The 17,032-nt window shown below is 74.4% G+C and carries 16 protein-coding genes; 9 read left to right on the top strand and 7 right to left on the bottom strand.

Annotated elements, in window-relative coordinates:
• Positions 1 to 104 precede the first annotated feature (104 nt).
• The gene (locus ACZ7H1_RS24865) at positions 105 to 785 is read right to left on the bottom strand and encodes an ABC transporter ATP-binding protein (protein WP_470789776.1); all 681 of its coding nucleotides are present in this window, start codon (positions 783 to 785) and stop codon (positions 105 to 107) included.
• Positions 782 to 1,873, bottom strand: a complete 1,092-nt coding sequence (locus tag ACZ7H1_RS24870; RefSeq protein ID WP_470789778.1) for an ABC transporter permease — start codon at positions 1,871 to 1,873, stop codon at positions 782 to 784. The genes ACZ7H1_RS24865 and ACZ7H1_RS24870 overlap by 4 nt, the downstream gene beginning before the upstream one ends.
• A gap of 133 nt (positions 1,874 to 2,006) precedes the next feature.
• On the opposite strand from ACZ7H1_RS24870, the gene ACZ7H1_RS24875 reads away from it, so the two are divergent.
• Both ACZ7H1_RS24875 and ACZ7H1_RS24880 read left to right on the top strand, forming a co-directional pair.
• Positions 2,007 to 3,179: a sensor histidine kinase gene (locus tag ACZ7H1_RS24875; RefSeq protein ID WP_470789779.1), complete on the top strand. Its 1,173-nt coding sequence runs from the start codon at positions 2,007 to 2,009 to the stop codon at positions 3,177 to 3,179.
• The gene (locus tag ACZ7H1_RS24880) at positions 3,176 to 3,805 is read left to right on the top strand and encodes a response regulator (RefSeq protein ID WP_470789781.1); all 630 of its coding nucleotides are present in this window, start codon (positions 3,176 to 3,178) and stop codon (positions 3,803 to 3,805) included. The genes ACZ7H1_RS24875 and ACZ7H1_RS24880 overlap by 4 nt, the downstream gene beginning before the upstream one ends.
• Positions 3,806 to 3,818: 13 nt before the next feature.
• On the opposite strand, the gene yczR is transcribed toward ACZ7H1_RS24880, so the two are convergent.
• Positions 3,819 to 5,288 carry a MocR-like transcription factor YczR gene (gene yczR / locus ACZ7H1_RS24885; RefSeq protein WP_470789782.1) on the bottom strand — a complete coding sequence of 490 codons (1,470 nt, stop codon included), beginning with the start codon at positions 5,286 to 5,288 and terminating at the stop codon, positions 3,819 to 3,821.
• An 85-nt stretch (positions 5,289 to 5,373) separates the two neighbouring features.
• Between yczR and ACZ7H1_RS24890 the strand changes: the two genes are divergently transcribed.
• Positions 5,374 to 5,580: a hypothetical protein gene (locus tag ACZ7H1_RS24890; RefSeq protein ID WP_470789783.1), complete on the top strand. Its 207-nt coding sequence runs from the start codon at positions 5,374 to 5,376 to the stop codon at positions 5,578 to 5,580.
• 28 nt (positions 5,581 to 5,608) lie between these two features.
• On the opposite strand, the gene ACZ7H1_RS24895 is transcribed toward ACZ7H1_RS24890, so the two are convergent.
• Positions 5,609 to 5,929: a DUF5955 family protein gene (locus ACZ7H1_RS24895; protein WP_470789785.1), complete on the bottom strand. Its 321-nt coding sequence runs from the start codon at positions 5,927 to 5,929 to the stop codon at positions 5,609 to 5,611.
• Positions 5,930 to 5,968: 39 nt separating this feature from the next.
• Between ACZ7H1_RS24895 and ACZ7H1_RS24900 the strand changes: the two genes are divergently transcribed.
• The 4 genes from ACZ7H1_RS24900 (at position 5,969) to ACZ7H1_RS24915 (ending at position 10,565) form a co-directional block, all read left to right on the top strand.
• The gene (locus ACZ7H1_RS24900) at positions 5,969 to 6,577 is read left to right on the top strand and encodes a nucleotidyltransferase family protein (RefSeq protein ID WP_470789786.1); all 609 of its coding nucleotides are present in this window, start codon (positions 5,969 to 5,971) and stop codon (positions 6,575 to 6,577) included.
• 247 nt (positions 6,578 to 6,824) lie between these two features.
• Positions 6,825 to 8,444, top strand: a complete 1,620-nt coding sequence (aceB, locus tag ACZ7H1_RS24905) for a malate synthase A (protein ID WP_470789788.1) — start codon at positions 6,825 to 6,827, stop codon at positions 8,442 to 8,444.
• Positions 8,445 to 8,713: 269 nt separating this feature from the next.
• Positions 8,714 to 9,901: an SGNH/GDSL hydrolase family protein gene (locus ACZ7H1_RS24910; RefSeq protein WP_470789790.1), complete on the top strand. Its 1,188-nt coding sequence runs from the start codon at positions 8,714 to 8,716 to the stop codon at positions 9,899 to 9,901.
• A 52-nt stretch (positions 9,902 to 9,953) separates the two neighbouring features.
• Positions 9,954 to 10,565 carry a 3'-5' exoribonuclease domain-containing protein gene (locus ACZ7H1_RS24915; RefSeq protein WP_470789792.1) on the top strand — a complete coding sequence of 204 codons (612 nt, stop codon included), beginning with the start codon at positions 9,954 to 9,956 and terminating at the stop codon, positions 10,563 to 10,565.
• 5 nt (positions 10,566 to 10,570) lie between these two features.
• Here ACZ7H1_RS24915 and ACZ7H1_RS24920 read toward each other — a convergent pair whose 3' ends face one another.
• Positions 10,571 to 11,164, bottom strand: a complete 594-nt coding sequence (locus tag ACZ7H1_RS24920; protein WP_470789794.1) for an MBL fold metallo-hydrolase — start codon at positions 11,162 to 11,164, stop codon at positions 10,571 to 10,573.
• Between the two features lie 102 nt (positions 11,165 to 11,266).
• Between ACZ7H1_RS24920 and ACZ7H1_RS24925 the strand changes: the two genes are divergently transcribed.
• Positions 11,267 to 12,220, top strand: a complete 954-nt coding sequence (locus ACZ7H1_RS24925) for a GlxA family transcriptional regulator (protein WP_470789796.1) — start codon at positions 11,267 to 11,269, stop codon at positions 12,218 to 12,220.
• Between the two features lie 66 nt (positions 12,221 to 12,286).
• Here the strand turns inward: ACZ7H1_RS24925 and ACZ7H1_RS24930 are convergent, their stop codons facing one another.
• Positions 12,287 to 14,329 carry an ATP-binding protein gene (locus tag ACZ7H1_RS24930; protein WP_470789798.1) on the bottom strand — a complete coding sequence of 681 codons (2,043 nt, stop codon included), beginning with the start codon at positions 14,327 to 14,329 and terminating at the stop codon, positions 12,287 to 12,289.
• A gap of 128 nt (positions 14,330 to 14,457) precedes the next feature.
• On the opposite strand from ACZ7H1_RS24930, the gene ACZ7H1_RS24935 reads away from it, so the two are divergent.
• Positions 14,458 to 15,540, top strand: a complete 1,083-nt coding sequence (locus tag ACZ7H1_RS24935) for an Lrp/AsnC family transcriptional regulator (protein ID WP_470789800.1) — start codon at positions 14,458 to 14,460, stop codon at positions 15,538 to 15,540.
• A gap of 48 nt (positions 15,541 to 15,588) precedes the next feature.
• Here ACZ7H1_RS24935 and ACZ7H1_RS24940 read toward each other — a convergent pair whose 3' ends face one another.
• A complete protein-coding gene (locus ACZ7H1_RS24940) occupies positions 15,589 to 16,977 on the bottom strand; it encodes a nucleobase:cation symporter-2 family protein (protein WP_470789802.1) in 1,389 nt (462 codons plus the stop codon).
• Between the last annotated feature and the right edge of the window lie 55 nt (positions 16,978 to 17,032).

A 17,032-nucleotide genomic window follows, 5' to 3' on the forward strand; every position in this document is an offset into this window, starting at 1 on the left:
CCCCCCCCCCCCCCCCCCCCCCCCCCCCCCCCCCCCCCCCCCCCCCCCCCCCCCCCCCCCCCCCCCCCCCCCCCCCCCCCCCCCCCCCCCCCGCGCCGGCGGGCTCAGGCCAGCGCGGCCTCGGTGAGGCGGCCGTCGGCCATCGTCACCATGCGGTCCATCCGCTCCAGGTGGGCGCGGTCGTGCGTGACGAGCACGGTGGCCGTCGACCGCTCCCGGGTCAGCCCGACCAGCAGGTCGAGTATCGCGGCGCCCCGCTCGTGGTCGAGGGCGCTGGTCGGCTCGTCGACGAGGAGCACGGACGGATCGTTCATGAGGGCGCGCGCGATGTTGACGCGCTGGCGCTGGCCGCCGGAGAGCTGGTGCGGTCGGCGGTCCGCCTTGTCGGCCAGCCCGACCGCCTCGAGCAGCTCCAGGGCCCTGCGGCGCAGTTGCCGCGACGGCCGGCCGGCCAGGTGCGCCATCACCTGGAGCTGTTCGGCGCAGCTGAGCGACGGCAGCAGGTTCGGCTGCTGGAAGACGATGCCGATGTGCTCGCGGCGCAGGGCGGACTTCTGCGCCGCGCTCAGCAGCGCGGTGTCCCGCCCGGCCACCACCACCCGGCCGGAGTCCGGGGTGACCAGCGTCGCCGCGACGGCGAGCAGGCTGGACTTGCCGGACCCGGACGGCCCGACGACCGCGGTCAGGGTGCCCGCGGGCACGTCCAGGCCGACCGCGTCCAGGGCGGTGAGGCGGCCGTCGCCGTCGGGGTAGGTGAGCGTGACGTCGTGGACGAGCAGTGTCATCGTGCGCTCCCGAGTGCGGTCAGGGGGTCGACGGCGGTGATCCGCCGGATGGAGAGTGCGGCGCCGAGCACGCCGAGACCGATCATGACGAGGGCCGGGAGCAGGACGGTCGGCGCGTCGAGCACGAAGGGCACGTCGCCGCCGCTGATCACCACGCCCAGCCCGGCGGCCAGCCCGGTCCCCAGGCCGGTGCCGGCGAGGAGCATGACGACGGCCTGTCCGAGTGCGTCCTTGAGGAGGTACGGGGTGGAGGCGCCCAGCGCCTTGAGGACGGCGACGTCCCCGCTGCGCTGGATGGTCCACACGGTGAAGAAGGCCCCTATCACCAGCGCGGAGATGACGAAGAGGAATCCGCGCATCAGCTGGAGCGAGCCGTTCTCCGCGGCGTACGAGCCGATGGCGCTCAGCGCCTCCTCCCGCGGCAGGGTCCGGGTGCCGGCGGCCCGGTCGCCCGCTGCCAGGTCGGCGGAACCGGCGGCCGTGAGCGCGATGACGGTGGCCTGCTCCTCCGGCGAGGTGCCGGAGGAGCCGATGCGCTGCCAGTCGTCGAGCGCCACCCAGACCACGGGCGTGTGGCTGTACGACGCGGTGCCCGCGACCGCGGCGACGGTTTCCTCGACCGCGCCGATGCGGACCTGGTCCCCGGCCCCGACGCCCAGCTCGGCGGCGGCCTTGGCGGAGAGGATCACCCGGCCCTGGGAGAGCGGTGCGCCCGGGACGCGCGGGGCGATGCCCGCGTCCGGCTCCACGCCGAAGGCCGAGACGGCGGCCGTGCGCCCGCCCGCGGCGGCGTTGAGGGTGCGGATGCCGACCGGGTGCGCCGAGGCCACCCCCGGCTGCCCGGCCCAGATCCGCCAGGCACTCTCGGGCACCGAGGAGTTGGTGAAGGACACCTCCTGGTCCCCGGAGGGGGCGGCGAAGGCCAGGTGGCCGGCGGGCAGTCCGGTGATCGCCGAGGTGTTCTCCCGGGCGAGGCCGGAGGTCAGCCCCGACAGCAGGGCCACGAGCAGCGTGATCAGTACGACGACCGCGCCCATCAGGGCGAAGCGGCCCTTGGCGAACCGCAGATCTCTCCATGCGACGAACATGTCCCCACCCTGGCCTTCCGCGCGGGCACACGGCATCGCGCCACGGTAGGGATCCTGGTATCGAAGGGACCGTCCGGACATCAATCTTTCGGTTGACCGGGGTCAGCGGGCCCGCCCGTACGCTGGTCGGGCCATGGTGAACCGCCCCCTGACCCCCGTCTCCCGCGTCCTGCGGCTGTGCCTGCACGCCCTGCTGCTGGGCCTGCTCGCGCTCGCCGCCGCGCGGGCCGTCGCGGACTCCGCGCCGAGGGCCGGGCTGGTGGTGGCGGCCGCCGCACTGATGGCCGCCGTGTACGCCGCGGGGGTGCGCACTCCTGCGGTGCACCGGTCGCCGCGGGCCGGGGCGCTGTGGCTGGCGGGGCTGGGCGCGGCCTGGGCGGCGCTGCTGGTGGTCTCGCCGGACGGCCTGTGGATCGCCTTCCCGCTGTACTTCCTCCAGCTGCACCTGCTGCCGCTGCGCTGGGGCGTCGCGGCGGTCGCGGCCACCGCGTGCGCGGCGATCGGCGGCTTCCTGGCGCACAGCACGCCCGTGACCCCCGGGGCCTTCCTGGGGCCGCTGCTGGGCGGGGCGGTCGCGGTGGCGACCGTCCTCGGCTACCAGGCGCTGTACCGCGAGAGCGAACGCCGCCGGGAGCTGATCGAGGAGCTGATCACCACCCGGGCGGAGCTGGCCGCGGCCGAGCGCAGCGCCGGGGTGATGGCGGAGCGCGAGCGGCTGGCCCGCGAGATCCACGACACGCTGGCGCAGGGGCTGTCCTCGATCCAGCTGCTGCTGCGGGCCGCGGAGCGCTCGCTGCCCGCCGGGTCGCCCGCCGCCGAGCACATCGGGCAGGCCCGGGAGGCGGCCCAGGACAATCTGGCCGAGGCGCGGCGGTTCGTCCGCGCGCTGACCCCGCCGGACCTGGAGCACGGGTCGCTGGCCGCGGCCCTGGAGCGGCTGTGCGCGGCCGCGCCCGGGCCGCGGGTGCGGTTCTCGCTCAGCGGGACCCCGGCCGAGCTGCCCACGCCGTACGAGGTGGCCCTGCTGCGGATCGCCCAGTCGGCGCTGGCCAATGTGGTGCGGCACGCGCGGGCGGGGCGCGCGGAGATCACCCTGACCTTCATGGACTCCTCGGTCACCCTGGACGTCGTCGACGACGGCGGGGGCTTCGACCCGCTGTCCGCGCCGTCCGGGGAGGGCGGCTTCGGCCTGCCCGCGATGCGCTCGCGCGCCGAGTCGCTCGGCGGGACGTTCACCGTGGAGTCCGCACCCGGCCAGGGGACCGCCCTGGCCGTGACCCTGCCGCTACCCGTGGAGCACGCATGACCATCCGCCTGCTGCTGGCCGACGACCACCCGGTGGTACGGGCGGGCCTGCGCGCGGTGCTGGACACCGAGCCGGACTTCGCGGTGGTCGCGGAGGCGGCCACCGCGGAACGGGCCGTGGAGCTCGCCGCCGCCGGGGAGGTGGACGTGGTCCTGATGGACCTGCAGTTCGGCGCCGGCATGCACGGTTCCGATGCCACGGCGGCCATCACCGCCCGGCCCGGGGCGCCGCGGGTGCTGGTGCTGACGACGTACGACACGGACGCCGACATCCTGGCGGCGGTGGAGGCGGGGGCCTCCGGCTACCTGCTCAAGGACGCCCCGCCGGAGGAGCTGGCGGCGGCGGTCCGCACGGCGGCGGCGGGCCAGTCGGCCCTGGCCCCGGCGGTGGCGCTGCGCCTGATGGACCGCATGCGCACCCCGGCGGAATCCCTGACGAAGCGGGAGCTGGAGGTGCTCCAGCTCGTCGCGGACGGGCTGTCGAACCAGCAGATCAGCAAGAAGCTCTTCCTGAGCCAGGCCACGGTGAAGTCCCACCTGGTGCACATCTACGCCAAGCTCGGCGTGGACTCCCGCACCGCGGCCGTGGCCCAGGCGGGCGCCCGGCGCCTGATCCGCACGCCGTAGTCCGGGCCCTCCGTCAGGCGACCCAGTGGGGGCGCTCGACCGCGGGCGGCAGGGGGACGCCTTCGTGGAAGGCAGCGGCGAGGCGGCGTACGCCCTCCTCCAGGCGGTCGGCGGGCAGCGTGTACGGGATCCGCAGCCGGTGCTCGAAGGTGCCGGGGTCGGCGCCGAAGCGGGCGCCGCGGCCGATGTGGACGCCGGCGGCCTCGGCGCGCTCGGCGAGCGCCGTGCTGACCGGCTCTCCCAGGTCCACCCAGAGGGACAGCCCGCCGGGGGGCAGCTGCCAGCGCCACTCGGGGGTGTGCCGCTGCAGGGCCGCGACCAGGGCGGCGCGCTGCCCGCGCAGCCGTTCGAGGCGGGGCGGCAGGCTCCGGTCGAGGCCGTCGAGCAGCGACAGGGCGACGAGCTGGTCGAGGACGGAGCCGGTCATGTCGGCGGCGACGCGGACGGCCGTCAGCTCGTTGACCATTCCGGCGCTCGCGCGGATCCAGCCGACGCGCAGGCCGCCCCAGTGGGTCTTGCTGAGCGAGCCGATCGTGATCACGTGGTCGGCGCCGCCGCGCGCGGCCAGTGAGGCGAGCGGGACGGGCGCGGGCACGTCGAGGGCGATGTCGGCGATCGTCTCGTCGACGATCAGCCAGGTGCCGGTGCGGCGGGCCGCGGCGATCAGCCGGAGCCGGTCCTCGTCGGGCATCAGCGCACCCGTCGGGTTGTGGAAGTCGGGTACGACGTACGCGGCGCGCGGCACGGTCTGGCGGAGGGTGGACTCCGCGATCCCCATGTCCCAGCCGTGGTCGGAGACCGGGACGGGCGCGGTGCGCAGGCGGGCGTGGCGGACGGCGTCCAGGGCGTTGGCGTAGGTCGGGTTCTCGGTGACGACCCGGTCGCCGGCCCGGCACAGCAGGCCGAGCGCGAGGACCAGGGCCTGCTGGGCGCCGGCGGTCACCAGGATCTGTTCGGGGCGGGTGGGCAGGCCGCGGCGGGTGAAGCGGTCGGCGACGGCGGCGCGCAGGTCGGGCAGGCCGTAGGGGCGGTAGCCGGGGGTGCGGGCGAGCTCGGCGAGCCGGGGCGCGGCGCCGGCGATGGCCTCTTCGAGCACGCCCTCGGGGGCGCCCATCGCGGCGATGGCGAGGTCGATCCCGGCGTCGTCGTCGGTGACGAGGCTGTGGACGCCGACGGGCTTGTGGCCTTCGGGGAGTTCGGTGAAGGTGCCGGAGCCGCGGCGGCTGCGGACGTATCCGCTCTCGCGCAGCAGGTCGTAGGCGGCGGTGACGGTGGCCCGGCTGGCGCCGACGGCCTCGGCCAGTTCGCGTTCGGCAGGCAGCCGGACGTGGAGGGGGACCCGGCCGTCGAGGATGAGGCCGCGGACGGCCTCGGCGAGGGCGCGGTAGCCGGGGCGCGCCGTCACCTCCGGCGGCAGCAGCACGGCCAGCTGCCGGCTCCCGATCATCCTGTCCGCCGTATGGACCACTCGCCCGCTTGCCATGCCAACCTCCCCCGATTGGCTCTGCCTGCCAGGCCAATCAGGACCCACACTCGCGGTATTGGCCCCCTATTGGCAAGGGAGAACGATGATGTGGACGCAGACGCAGGCGCAGACGCGCGGCGAGACGCTGGGCGACCGTGACGAGCGGGCACTGCTGGTGGCCCGGGAGTCCCGGATCGCCGCCCCGCTGGGCCTCGCGCAGGCCCTGCGCAGGGCCGCGCTGCGCACCCGGCGCGCCCTGACCTCGCCCCGGCGCCGCCCCTCCTCCGGCAGGAGTCCGGCGCATCCGTAGCGCGGTTCCGGGACGAGGGGACGGGTGCTCAGGGCGAAGGGGGGCGGGTGAAGGCGTGGACGGCGGTCTGCAGGGCGGCGAGGGCGGGGGCGAGGGCACTGACGGAGCCCACCGCGCCCGCCACCGCGAGCAGCGAGCGCAGCAGCCGGGCCGCCTCGGGCGCCCCGCCGGCGGCCATCGCGTGCAGTACGGCCAGCTCGTCCTCGGCGATCCCGCGCTCGGGGAACTCCCCCCGGTATCCGGCCAGTTCGCGGCGGAGCCGGGAGACCGCGGCGTTCAGCGCGGCCACCTTCCGGGCCCGGTCGCCGTTGCCCGCGTCCCCTGCGTTCTGCCCCACGCGCTCGCGCACGCCGGTCAGTCAACCACGCCGCGGTGGTATCCAGGAGGCATGGCACAGACCGATCGCACACCGCCCCGCATCGCGGGACTCCTGCTCGCCGCCGGCGGCGGGCGCCGCCTCGGCGGCAGGCCCAAGGCACTGCTGGACTTCCGCGGCCGGCCCCTCGTCGAGAACGCCGTGCGCGTGCTGCGCGAGGCCGGCTGCGAGCCCGTACACGTGGTGCTCGGCGCCTCGGCGGCCGAGGTGCGGGCCCGCGCCGACCTGGCGGGGTGCGTGCTCGTCGACAATCCGGACTGGGCGGAGGGCATGGGGTCCTCGCTGCGCGCCGGGCTCGCCTCGCTCGCGGGTACGGGCGCCGCGGCCGCGCTGGTCTCCCTCGTCGACCAGCCCGGCATCGGGCCGGAGGCCGTCGCCCGGGTCCGGGCGGCGTACCGCTCCCCCGCCACCCTGGCGGCGGCGTCGTACGGCGGGGAGCGCGGCCACCCCGTGCTCTTCGGGGCCGACCGGTGGGCCGACATCACCGCGACCGCGACGGGCGACCGCGGTGCCCGTGTCCATCTGACGAATCACGCGGCGGACCTCATCCTGGTGGAATGCGCAGACATCGCCGAGGCCTACGACATCGACACCCCGCCCGATCTGACCCGGCTGCACTGAGCAGGGTGTGACCGCAGTGGCACTGAGCGCCATCCGGACGGCCGAATCTGTCGACCAAGAGAATCTCGACATCAACAAACCATTGAACTTCCACCACGTGGAAATTACTATCCACTGGTCAGAAGCGCCCTGAACCCCAGACGGCGCCCGCGACCGTATCCCGGAACTCTCACCAACCGGCGGCACTCCGTGCCGCGCACGAGCATTCCCGCGGCCGCCAGGCACCGCCGCTGAAGGAGTGACAGATATGTCAGCACCAGCGCCGTCCCCGCTGGCCATCGTCGATGCCGAGCCCCTGCCGCGGCAGGACGAGGTCCTCACAGAAGCGGCGCTGGCCTTCGTGGCCGAGCTGCACCGGCGGTTCACCCCCCGCCGCGACGAGCTCCTCGCCCGTCGCGCCGAGCGGCGAGCCGAGATCGCCCGCACCTCCCACCTCGACTTCCTCCCGGACACCGCACAGGTCCGCGAGGGAGACTGGAAGGTCGCGCCGGCCCCGGCCGCGCTCAACGACCGCCGCGTGGAGATCACCGGTCCCACGGACCGCAAGATGACCATCAACGCCCTCAACTCGGGCGCGCGGGTCTGGCTCGCCGACTTCGAGGACGCCTCGGCTCCCACCTGGGAGAACGTGGTCCTCGGCCAGCTCAATCTCATCGACGCCTACGAGCGCCGCATCGACTTCACCGACCCGCGCTCGGGCAAGGCGTACGCCCTCAAGCCCGCCGGGGAGCTCGCGACCGTCGTGATGCGCCCCCGCGGCTGGCACCTGGAGGAGCGCCACCTGCAGCTCGACGGCCGCCCGGTCCCCGGCGCGCTCGTCGACTTCGGGCTGTACTTCTTCCACAACGCGCAGCGCCTCATCGACCTCGGCAAGGGCCCGTACTTCTACCTGCCGAAGACCGAGTCGCACCTCGAAGCCCGCCTGTGGAACGAGATCTTCGTCTTCGCCCAGGACTACGTCGGCATCCCGCAGGGCACCGTCCGCGCGACCGTCCTGATCGAGACGATCACCGCCGCGTACGAGATGGAAGAGATCCTCTTCGAGCTCAAGGACCACGCCGCGGGCCTCAACGCCGGCCGCTGGGACTACCTCTTCTCGATCGTCAAGAACTTCCGCGACGGCGGCGAGAAGTTCGTCCTGCCGGACCGCAACGCGGTCACGATGACGGCCCCGTTCATGCGGGCGTACACCGAACTCCTGGTGCGCACCTGCCACAAGCGCGGCGCCCACGCGATCGGCGGCATGGCGGCCTTCATCCCGTCCCGCAAGGACGCCGAGGTCAACAAGATCGCCTTCGAGAAGGTCAAGGCCGACAAGGACCGCGAGGCGGGCGACGGCTTCGACGGCTCCTGGGTCGCCCACCCGGACCTGGTCCCGATCGCCATGGCGTCCTTCGACGCCGTGCTCGGCGACAAGCCGAACCAGAAGGACCGCCTGCGCGAGGACGTGTCCGTCGCGCCCGGCGACCTGATCGCCATCGACTCGCTGGACGCCCGGCCCACCTACGAGGGCCTGCGCAACGCCGTCCAGGTCGGCATCCGCTACATCGAGGCGTGGCTGCGCGGTCTGGGCGCCGTGGCCATCTTCAACCTGATGGAGGACGCGGCCACCGCGGAGATCTCGCGCTCGCAGATCTGGCAGTGGATCAACGCCGGTGTCGTCTTCGAGAACGGACAGCTCGCCACCGCCGACCTCGCCCGCGAGGTCGCCGCCGGGGAACTCGCCGCGATCCGCGCCGAGATCGGCGACGAGGCCTTCGCAGCCGGGAAGTGGCAGCAGGCCCACGACCTCCTGCTCCAGGTGTCCCTGGACGCCGACTACGCGGACTTCCTCACCCTGCCCGCGTACGACCAGCTGGTCGGCTAGCACCACCCCACCACCCCACCACCCCGTACGACGGCTCCGCCCCCGGCAGCGCACCGCTGCCGGGGGCGGAGCCGTCTGCGCATGCGATCGGTACGGCACGGGGAGCCGAACGACCGGTCGGTCGTTACCCAAAAGTAACCTGCGGCTACCTAGCGGTAACAAACGGCAGCGTGTCACCTTTCCGTTGCCACCGGCCGGCGGTACCCCCCACTTCCCAGCCATGCGCCCGCGTTGACGACGCGTGCGCGGCCGACCGCAGGAGTTCCGCAGTGACCGGATTCCGCACCTCCCGCACCGCCAGCACCGTCCGCCCCGTCCGCGCGCTGACCGCGACCGCGCTCGCGCTCCCCCTCGCGGCCGCGCTGCTCGGCACCGGCGCCGGCCCGGCCGTCGCCGGCCCGGGCACGGGCCCCACGGCCGTCGTCGCCATGGGCGACAGCTACATCTCCGGCGAGGGCGGCCGCTGGAAGGGCAACAGCCTCACCAACAGCGGCAGCCGCAACGGCACCGACCGCGCCTGGGTCTCCGGCAGCACCTACGACCCGAGCCGCGTCTACGGGACGACGGCGGCGAGCGGCTGCCACCGCTCCGACGGCTCCGAGGTCAACAGCGCGACCGGGATCGCCGACGTCGCGGTCAACCTCGCCTGTTCCGGGGCCGTCACGGACAACGTCTTCCGCTCCTCCGCCGGCGGGGTCTCCTACAAGGGCGAGGCCCCCCAGGCCGACCGGCTGGCAGCCGTCGCCGCCTCGCACGACGTCAAGATGATCACGCTGTCGGTGGGCGGCAACGACCTCGGCTTCGCCGACATCATCAAGAACTGCGCGCTCGACTTCGTGCTCTGGAACTCCTACTGCCACGACGACCAGCAGTGGGACGTCGACCAGAAGATCAACGGCGTGATGACCAAGGTCGGGAAGGCCGTCGACGAGATCCGCACGGTGATGGCCAACGCCGGCTACGCGGCCGCCGACTACCGGATCGTGCTGCAGTCCTACCCCTCGCCGATCCCCCGGGGCACCGAGAACCGCTACACCCAGAGCGACTGGAGCCGCTACAACACCGGCGGCTGCCCGTTCTGGAACAAGGACTCCGACTGGGCCCGGGACTCGCTCGTACCGCAGATCGCGAACCGCCTGAAGGCGGTCGCGGCGGCGAAGGGCACGCAGTTCCTCGACCTGCGGGACATGATGCAGGGCCGCGAGGTCTGCGCCAGGGCGAGCCGTCAGGCGACCGCCACGCAGCCGCCGTCCGGGCAGACCAGCGAGTGGGCCCGGTGGATCGACAACAACTCCACCCAAGGGCTCGTCCAGGAGTCCATGCACCCGAACCACTACGGCCAGCTCGCACTGGGGCGCTGCCTGACGCTGGTGGCCGCCCAGACCTCCGGCAGCCACTCCTGCCGCAACACCGCGGGTGCCGACCACAGCGGGATGTACCTCACCCCGGCGCCGTGACCAGCGGGAAAACCAGGTGATCGCGGCTCTGCGTGCTGCCATGCTCTCCGGCATGGCAGCACGCAGAGTCCGTCCCAGCATCTACTTCTCCGTCGACATCGAGGCCGACGGGCCCATCCCCGGACCGTATTCGATGATCAGCCTCGGCGCCGCGGTCGCCGGGCGGCAGGACGCCGACGGCTACACCGCGGCCGACCCCGAACAGCACACCTTCTACCGCGAACTGCGGCCCATCAGCGAGGAGTACGTGCCGGAGGCCCTCGCCGTCAGCGGGCTCGACCGGGACCGGCTCACCGCCGAGGGCGCCGATCCGGCGGTGGCGCTGCGGGAGTTCGCCGCCTGGGTCCGCGAAGTGGCCGCCGGGGCCGCGGCCCAGCCCGTGATGTGCGGCTACCCCGCGGCGTACGACTGGACGTTCCTCTACTGGTACCTGATCCGCTTCACGGGCGAGAGCCCCTTCGGCCACTCCGGCTGCCTGGACATGAAGACCCTCTACGCCACCCGGGCCGGCCTCCCGCTGCGGGCCGTGGCCAAGGGCACCATGCCGCGGGAGCTCCTGTCCCGGCGGCGCCACACGCACCACGCCCTCGACGACGCGATCGAGCAGGCGGAGCTGATGAGCAACCTGATGAACTGGAACCCCGGCGCCGCGCAGGGATCCTGACGCGCTTACAGCGGTACTCCGTCCCCCGCCGGGAAGGCGCCTCCGTGGCCGGGCACGATCACGTCGGCCGCCGCCACGACACGCAGGCGGGAGGTGCGCAGCTCGTCCCGGTCCGGGGCGACCGGGTCCTCCGCCGGGCCGTCCGGACGCCACCACAGGTCGCCGGCGAAGGCGATCACGCCGTCGGCGGTGCCGGCGAGGAGCGTGATGTCCTCGGGGCTGTGGCCGGGCGTGCGGATCAGCCGCAGCGAGCCGGTGAGCTCGTGGCCCTCGGCGTCCCGGTCGTTCCACTGGTCGTTGCGGTACTCCGCCTTGTGGTCGTGGACCCACGCATTCGGGAACAGCCCGACGTTCATGGTGTTGTCGGGGTGGTGGTGGCTGAGCACGACGTCGGTGATGTCGTCCGGCCCCAGGCCCAGATCCGCGAGCGGGCCCAGGATGCGGTCGCGGTGGGCCACCATGCCCGGGTCGACGATCACGTGCCGGTCGCCGTCGCGGACGTACGAGACGGTGGCGGCGACCCCCGGGCCGGTGGAGAGGGTGTAGCCGGTGGTCAGGACGGTGTACGCGGCGCTGCGGCCGAGCGGCTTCTCTGTCATGGCCCCACCTTCTCGCGGCGCCCCGGCACCCACGAGTGGCCGTTCTGCCAGCGATCGCAGGAATCGTGCCAGCACCAGACGCCACGCTGCGACACTGGCCGCATGCCGCCGTTCCTCACCGTCGCCGCCTACGCCCCGCCGCGCGTCGGCATGCTCGCCGTAGGACTCGTCGCCGAGGTCTTCGACTCCCGCGCCGCCGGGCTCCCCCGCTTCGACTTCGCGCTCTGCACCGAGCGGCCCGGCGCGATCACCACCGACGTCGGGGTGCCGGTGTCGGTCGCCCACGGCCTCGAGCGGATGGCCACCGCCGACCTCGTACTGGCTCTCCCCTGGGCCGACTTCCGCATCCCGCCGCCCGCCCCGGTGCTCGACGCGCTCCGGGCCGCGCACGCACGCGGCGCGCTGGTCGGCGCCCACTGCGTGGGTACCTTCGCGCTCGCCGCGGCCGGGCTGCTCGACGGGCTCCGGGCCACCACCCACTGGCGGTTCGCCGGGCTCCTCGCCGACCGCCACCCGTCCGTCACCGTCGAGCCCGATGCGCTGTACGTCGACGAGGGCCGGATCCTCACGGGCGCCGGCGCGGCCGCGGGCTTCGACCTCTGCCTGCACCTGCTGCGCCGCGAGTACGGCGCGGCCGCCGCGAACGCCGCCGCCCGCGACCTCGTCCTGCCGCCGCACCGCGACGGCGGCCAGGCGCAGTACCTGGCCGCCCCGGTCCCCGGGGACGGCGAGGACGAGCGGCTCGCGGACGTCCTCGCCTGGGCGCGCGAGCACCTCGACGAACCGCTGCCCGTCGCGGAACTGGCCCGTCGCGCCCTGATGAGCCGCCGTTCCTTCGCCCGCCGGTTCTCCGCCGCGACGGGCACGACCCCGCACGCGTGGGTGCTGGGCCTGCGGCTGAGCCGGGCGGAGGAACTGCTCGAGACCACCGATCTGCCCGTCGAGGAGGTCGCCCGCCGGGTCGGGTTCGGCAGTGCGGCCGTCCTGCGCGAGCAGTTCGTCCGCCGGCGCGGCGTGCCGCCCCGCACCTACCGCCGTACGTTCACCAGGACGTGAGGGGTGCGGGCCGAAGACGGTCCGCCCGTCGCCCGCAGGCCTGAGTCACCGTCGATTTCCGTGCGGTCAGGGGGTCCCGGAGTCCGGCAGCAGCGTGCGCAGACCGCCGCGGGCCCCCTCGGCGTACGCGCGGGTGTACTCCGCGTCGGACAGGCGGGCCCGCAGCACCGATTCTGCGGGGGCGCGGCCGCGGGCCCAGAAGGCCGCCGCCCGCGGGTCCCGCAGCACCACCGCGCGGATCCCGTCCACGGCCCCCAGCAGCCGCGCACCCTCGGTGTACCGCCCGAGGTCGGTCTCCAGCGCGGCCAGCAGCTCGGCGGAGGCGGCCTGCCCGAGCAGGTCGCCGAGGGCCAGCTGACCGCCGAGGGCCCGCAGCAGCTCCACCCGGGCCGCCCCGGCCTGCGCCTCGCGGCGCAGCACCACGGCGTGGGCGTAGCCCACCCAGCAGCGCGCCCACAGGTCCCCGGGACCGTCGGGCGGGCCGTCCTCGACGGGCACCGCCGAGGGGTCGGTACGGGACAGGGCCAGGGTGTACGCGGCCTTCAGGAGGGCGCGCCCCGGGCCGAACTCCGGGTCCGCGGGCAGCAGCTCCAGCGCCTCGCGGAACTCCGCCCCGGCGTCCTCGAACCGCGCCTCCCACAGCGCCACGGTGCCGCGGGCGTGCGCGAGGTACGCCACACAGGTGTCCTCGCCCTCCTGGACGGCCGCGGTCCAGCCCTCGACGAGCAGCGGGTCCGCGCCGTCCGACTCGCCCAGCAGGCCGACCAGCCAGGCCGCCAGCCACAGTGCCCGCGCGGGCCGCGGGGCCGGGTGCACGGCGAGGGCCCGCTCCAGGTGCCGCCGGCCCTCGACGACCAGCCCGCAGGCCGACCACAGGAACCACAGCGAGACCGCGATCTCCAGCGCCGCACCCGGGCCCGCCCCGCCCATGGGGTTCATGGCCAGCCGCAGGTCGGGCAGTTCCCGCAGGGCCAGCGCCCGTGCCTCGCCCTGCCGGCGGGCCCGCCACAGCTGCGCGGACCGCTCGGCGGTCAGCCGGTACCAGTCGTGGTGGCGGCGGGCCGCCTCGGCGTTCTCGCCGCGTACGAGCAACTGCCGGGCCGCGTGCGCCCGTACGGACAGCGGCAGCCGGTAGCGGCCGGGACCCGCGCCGAGCAGCAGCCCCGGGGCCAGCCGCAGCAGCAGCTCGCCGGCCCGCTCGGGCGGCAGGGCGCCGAAGCCGCAGACGGCCTCGACGGCGGCCCGGTCGAAGGACCCGGCGAACACCGACAGGCGTTCCCACAACAGCCGCTCGGCGGGGGAGCACAGCCGGTGGGTGCGCTCGACGTCGAAGCGGGCGCCGCGGCCGCCGCCCGTCAGGAAGCGCAGCGGGTCGGCCTCCAGCCGCCGCAGCGCCTGTTCGGGCGCGTACTGGTGCAGGCGTCCGGCGGCCAGCTCCAGGGCGCCGGGGATGCCGTCGAGGGCGCGGCAGAGCCGGGCCACCGGTGCGGCGTTGCGCCGGGTCAGCTCGAAGAACGGATCCGCGCCGCGGGCGCGTTCGGCGAAGAGCCGTACCGCGGCGTACTCGGCCGGGTCGGCCGCGGGTCCGCGGCCGACGCCGTCCCGCTCGGCCGGCGGCACGTCCAGCGGCGGGACCGGCAGGCACACCTCCCCGGCGACCCCCAGGCCCCACTGGGAAGTGGCGAGGACGCGCAGCCCCGGCAGCCGGGCCAGCAGCCCGGCCACCAGCCCGGCGCAGGTCTCGCCGAGCTGCTCGCAGCCGTCGAGGACGAGCAGGACCGGACGGCCGCCCGCGGCGCCGCCGGCACCGTCGGCACCGTCGGCACCGGAGAGGCTCCGCACGAGCTCGCCCTCAAGGCCGGGCCGGCGCTCCTCGGGCAGAGCGGCCAGGTCGGCCCAGACGGTCTCGGCGGCCGGGTCCTGCGCCGCACGGTCCCGTACGGCCCGGACGGCCAGCCGGGTCTTGCCCATGCCCGTGGGCCCGGTGAGGGTCACCAGGCGTCCGGCGGCGAGCAGGGCGGCCGTGGCGGCGAGCTCCTGTTCCCGGCCGATGAATCCGGACAGTTCGGCGGGTACCGTGGCGCGGACACCCCCACAGGCTTCGCCCACGCTTCCTCCACCGCTATCGCAAAGATGCACGCAACAACCCCCGTGCCCAGTTGAATGCACCAACGAGAGATCATCGGCTGTCACACCGGTCCCCCCGCCGACGACCGGGAGAACCACCAGGGGAAGGCATGAACTCAGCCATTTCCGCCATGGACGACATGGATCGGGCCCTCGTCCACGCACTCCAGCTCGCTCCCCGGGCCAGCTGGGAGCGGCTCGCGCCGGTGCTCGGCGCCCGCCCGGACACGCTGGCGCGCCGCTGGGAGCGGCTGACGGCCACCGGTGAGGCCTGGATCTCGGGCCTCGGCCTGCGCACCGGCCTCCGGGCGCCCTGCCTGGCCTGGGTCGAGATCGGCTGCACCGCGGGCGCCTCGCCCGCCGTCGGCCGGGCGCTGACGGGCGATCCGCACACGCTGGGCGTGGAGCACGTCACCGGCGCCCGGGACCTGCTGGCCTTCGTGGCGGTCCCGGACCTGCACGCGCTGTACCGGTACCTGTCCCTGCGGGTGCAGCGGATACCCGGCGTCGTCACCACGCGCTCCTCGATGGTGACGACCGTGCACTACGCCCCGGACCGCTGGCGGCTCGACCAGCTGACCCCGGCGCAGGCGGCGCAGCTGACCGCCCCGGCGCGGCGCCCGGTCGGCCCGTCGGCGGCGCCGACGGCGGCGATGACCGCGGAGGACCGGTCGCTGGTGCTGGCGCTGGCCGGGGACGCCCGGCGCAGTGTGGCCTCGCTGGCCCGGGAGTTCGCGATGAGCGAGTCGACCGTACGGCGCAGGCTCGCGCGGCTGGAGGCCGGGCACAGCCTGCGCTACAGCTGCGCCCTGGCCTCCGGGCTCTCCGGCTGGCCGGTCTCGGCGACGGTCTGGGCCGAGGTGTCCGAGTACGACGTGGCCGAGTGCGCCGCGGCGGCGGCCGGGCTGCGGGAGACCCGTACCTGCATGTCGGTCAGCGGCCCGTGGAACTTCATGATCAGCGCGCGGCTGCGCACGGTCGAGGAGCTGTCGCGCTACACCTCGGAGCTGAGCCGCAGGCTGCCGGGCCTGCGCATCACCGACACCGCGCTCGCGCTCCACACCCGCAAGTCCGAGGGCCAGGAGCTGGACGGGCAGGGCCGCCGCGTCCGGTGCGTCACCCCGAACATCTGGGCGGACCCGGCGCCGGGCGAGGAGTCGGCGGACCCGGGGCCGTTACGCCGCGCCGCCTGAGCCGGGCCGGCGGAGCAGCAGCGTCCCGGCTCAGGCGCCGTACGGGCCTCAGTGGACCGGGACGGGATCGGGGGCGGCGCTGCGGCGGGCCCCCAGGTGGTTGAAGGCGAGGTTGAGCAGGATCGCCACCACGCAGCCGGTGCTGATGCCCGAGTCGAGGACGACCAGCAGGTCTTCCGGGAAGGCGTGGTAGAAGTCGGGCGCGGCGATCGGGATCAGGCCGATGCCCACGGAGGCGGCCACGATCAGGGCGTTCTCCCCCTTCTCCATGGCGGCGCCGGCCAGGGTCTGGATGCCGCTGGCGGCGACGGAGCCGAAGAGGACGATCCCGGCTCCGCCGAGGACCGGGAGCGGCACCAGGGCGATGACGGACGCGGCGACCGGGCACAGGCCGAGCAGGATCAGGATGCCGCCGCCCGCGGCGACGACGAAGCGGCTGCGGACCTTCGTCATCGCGACGAGGCCGATGTTCTGCGCGAAGGCGCTGCACATGAAGCCGTTGAACAGGGGGCTGAGCGCGCTGCCGAGGGTGTCGGCGCGCAGGCCGCCCTCGATGGTCCGCTCGTCCGCGGGCCGGCCGACGATCTTGCCGAGGGCCAGGATGTCGGCCGTCGACTCGGTCATGCAGACCAGCATGACGATGCACATCGAGACGATGGCGGCGATCTGGAACTGCGGGGCGCCGAAGTGGAAGGGGGTCGGGAAGCCGACCAGGTCCGCGTCGCCGAGCGCGCCGAGGTTCGTCATGCCGAGGGGGACGGCGGCGAGGGTGCCGGCGACCAGGCCGAGCAGGATGGAGATCTGCTGGAGGAATCCGCGCAGGAACTTGCGCATCAGCAGCACGGTCACGAGGGTGGCGGCCGCCATGCCGATGTTCTTCATCGAGCCGTAGTCGGCGGCGGTGCTGTTGCCGCCCTGGGACCAGTTGAAGGCCACGGGGAGCAGCGAGACGCCGATCAGGGTGATGACGGTGCCGGTGACCACGGGCGGGAAGAAGCGGACGAGCTTGCCGAAGTAGGGGGCGGCGAAGAAGCCGAGGACCCCGGCGACGATGATCGCGCCGAAGATGACGGGGATCGCGTCGGCGCCTTCCCCCTTGCCTATGGCGATCATCGGGGTGACTCCGGCGAAGGAGACGCCGTTCACGAAGGGGAGCCGGGCGCCGATCTTCCAGAAGCCGAGGGTCTGGAGGAGAGTGGCGAGTCCCGCGGTGAAGAGGGACGCGCCCATCAGGAACGCGGTCTCCTTGGCGGAGAGTCCGACGGCCGGGCCGAGGATCATGGGCGGGGCCACGACACCCGCGTACATGGCGGCCACGTGCTGGAGGCCGCTGGTGAACATCTTCAGGGGCGGCAGGGTCTCGTCGACCGGGTGCGTCGCCCCGGAGTCCTGCGGTACTGCGACTGCATCTTTGCGAAACCTGGGCATGGCGGCCACGACGGCTTCCTCCGGTCGGTTAACACGTCGGCAGGGACGTGGGTGTCATGGAGGT

This window comes from Streptomyces sp. NPDC037401 (assembly GCF_055602345.1).

Bases quoted from the DNA above. Each gene is read 5' to 3' on its own strand.
- ACZ7H1_RS24875 (WP_470789779.1), top strand. From the start codon at position 2,007: ATGGTGAACCGCCCCCTGACCCCCGTCTCCCGCGTCCTGCGGCTGTGC.
- ACZ7H1_RS24870 (WP_470789778.1), bottom strand. From the start codon at position 1,873: ATGTTCGTCGCATGGAGAGATCTGCGGTTCGCCAAGGGCCGCTTCGCC.
- ACZ7H1_RS24925 (WP_470789796.1), top strand. From the start codon at position 11,267: ATGCCGCCGTTCCTCACCGTCGCCGCCTACGCCCCGCCGCGCGTCGGC.
- ACZ7H1_RS24915 (WP_470789792.1), top strand. From the start codon at position 9,954: ATGGCAGCACGCAGAGTCCGTCCCAGCATCTACTTCTCCGTCGACATC.
- ACZ7H1_RS24900 (WP_470789786.1), top strand. From the start codon at position 5,969: ATGGCACAGACCGATCGCACACCGCCCCGCATCGCGGGACTCCTGCTC.
- ACZ7H1_RS24865 (WP_470789776.1), bottom strand. From the start codon at position 785: ATGACACTGCTCGTCCACGACGTCACGCTCACCTACCCCGACGGCGAC.
- ACZ7H1_RS24890 (WP_470789783.1), top strand. From the start codon at position 5,374: ATGATGTGGACGCAGACGCAGGCGCAGACGCGCGGCGAGACGCTGGGC.
- yczR (WP_470789782.1), bottom strand. From the start codon at position 5,288: ATGGCAAGCGGGCGAGTGGTCCATACGGCGGACAGGATGATCGGGAGC.
- ACZ7H1_RS24920 (WP_470789794.1), bottom strand. From the start codon at position 11,164: ATGACAGAGAAGCCGCTCGGCCGCAGCGCCGCGTACACCGTCCTGACC.
- ACZ7H1_RS24880 (WP_470789781.1), top strand. From the start codon at position 3,176: ATGACCATCCGCCTGCTGCTGGCCGACGACCACCCGGTGGTACGGGCG.
- ACZ7H1_RS24935 (WP_470789800.1), top strand. From the start codon at position 14,458: ATGAACTCAGCCATTTCCGCCATGGACGACATGGATCGGGCCCTCGTC.
- aceB (WP_470789788.1), top strand. From the start codon at position 6,825: ATGTCAGCACCAGCGCCGTCCCCGCTGGCCATCGTCGATGCCGAGCCC.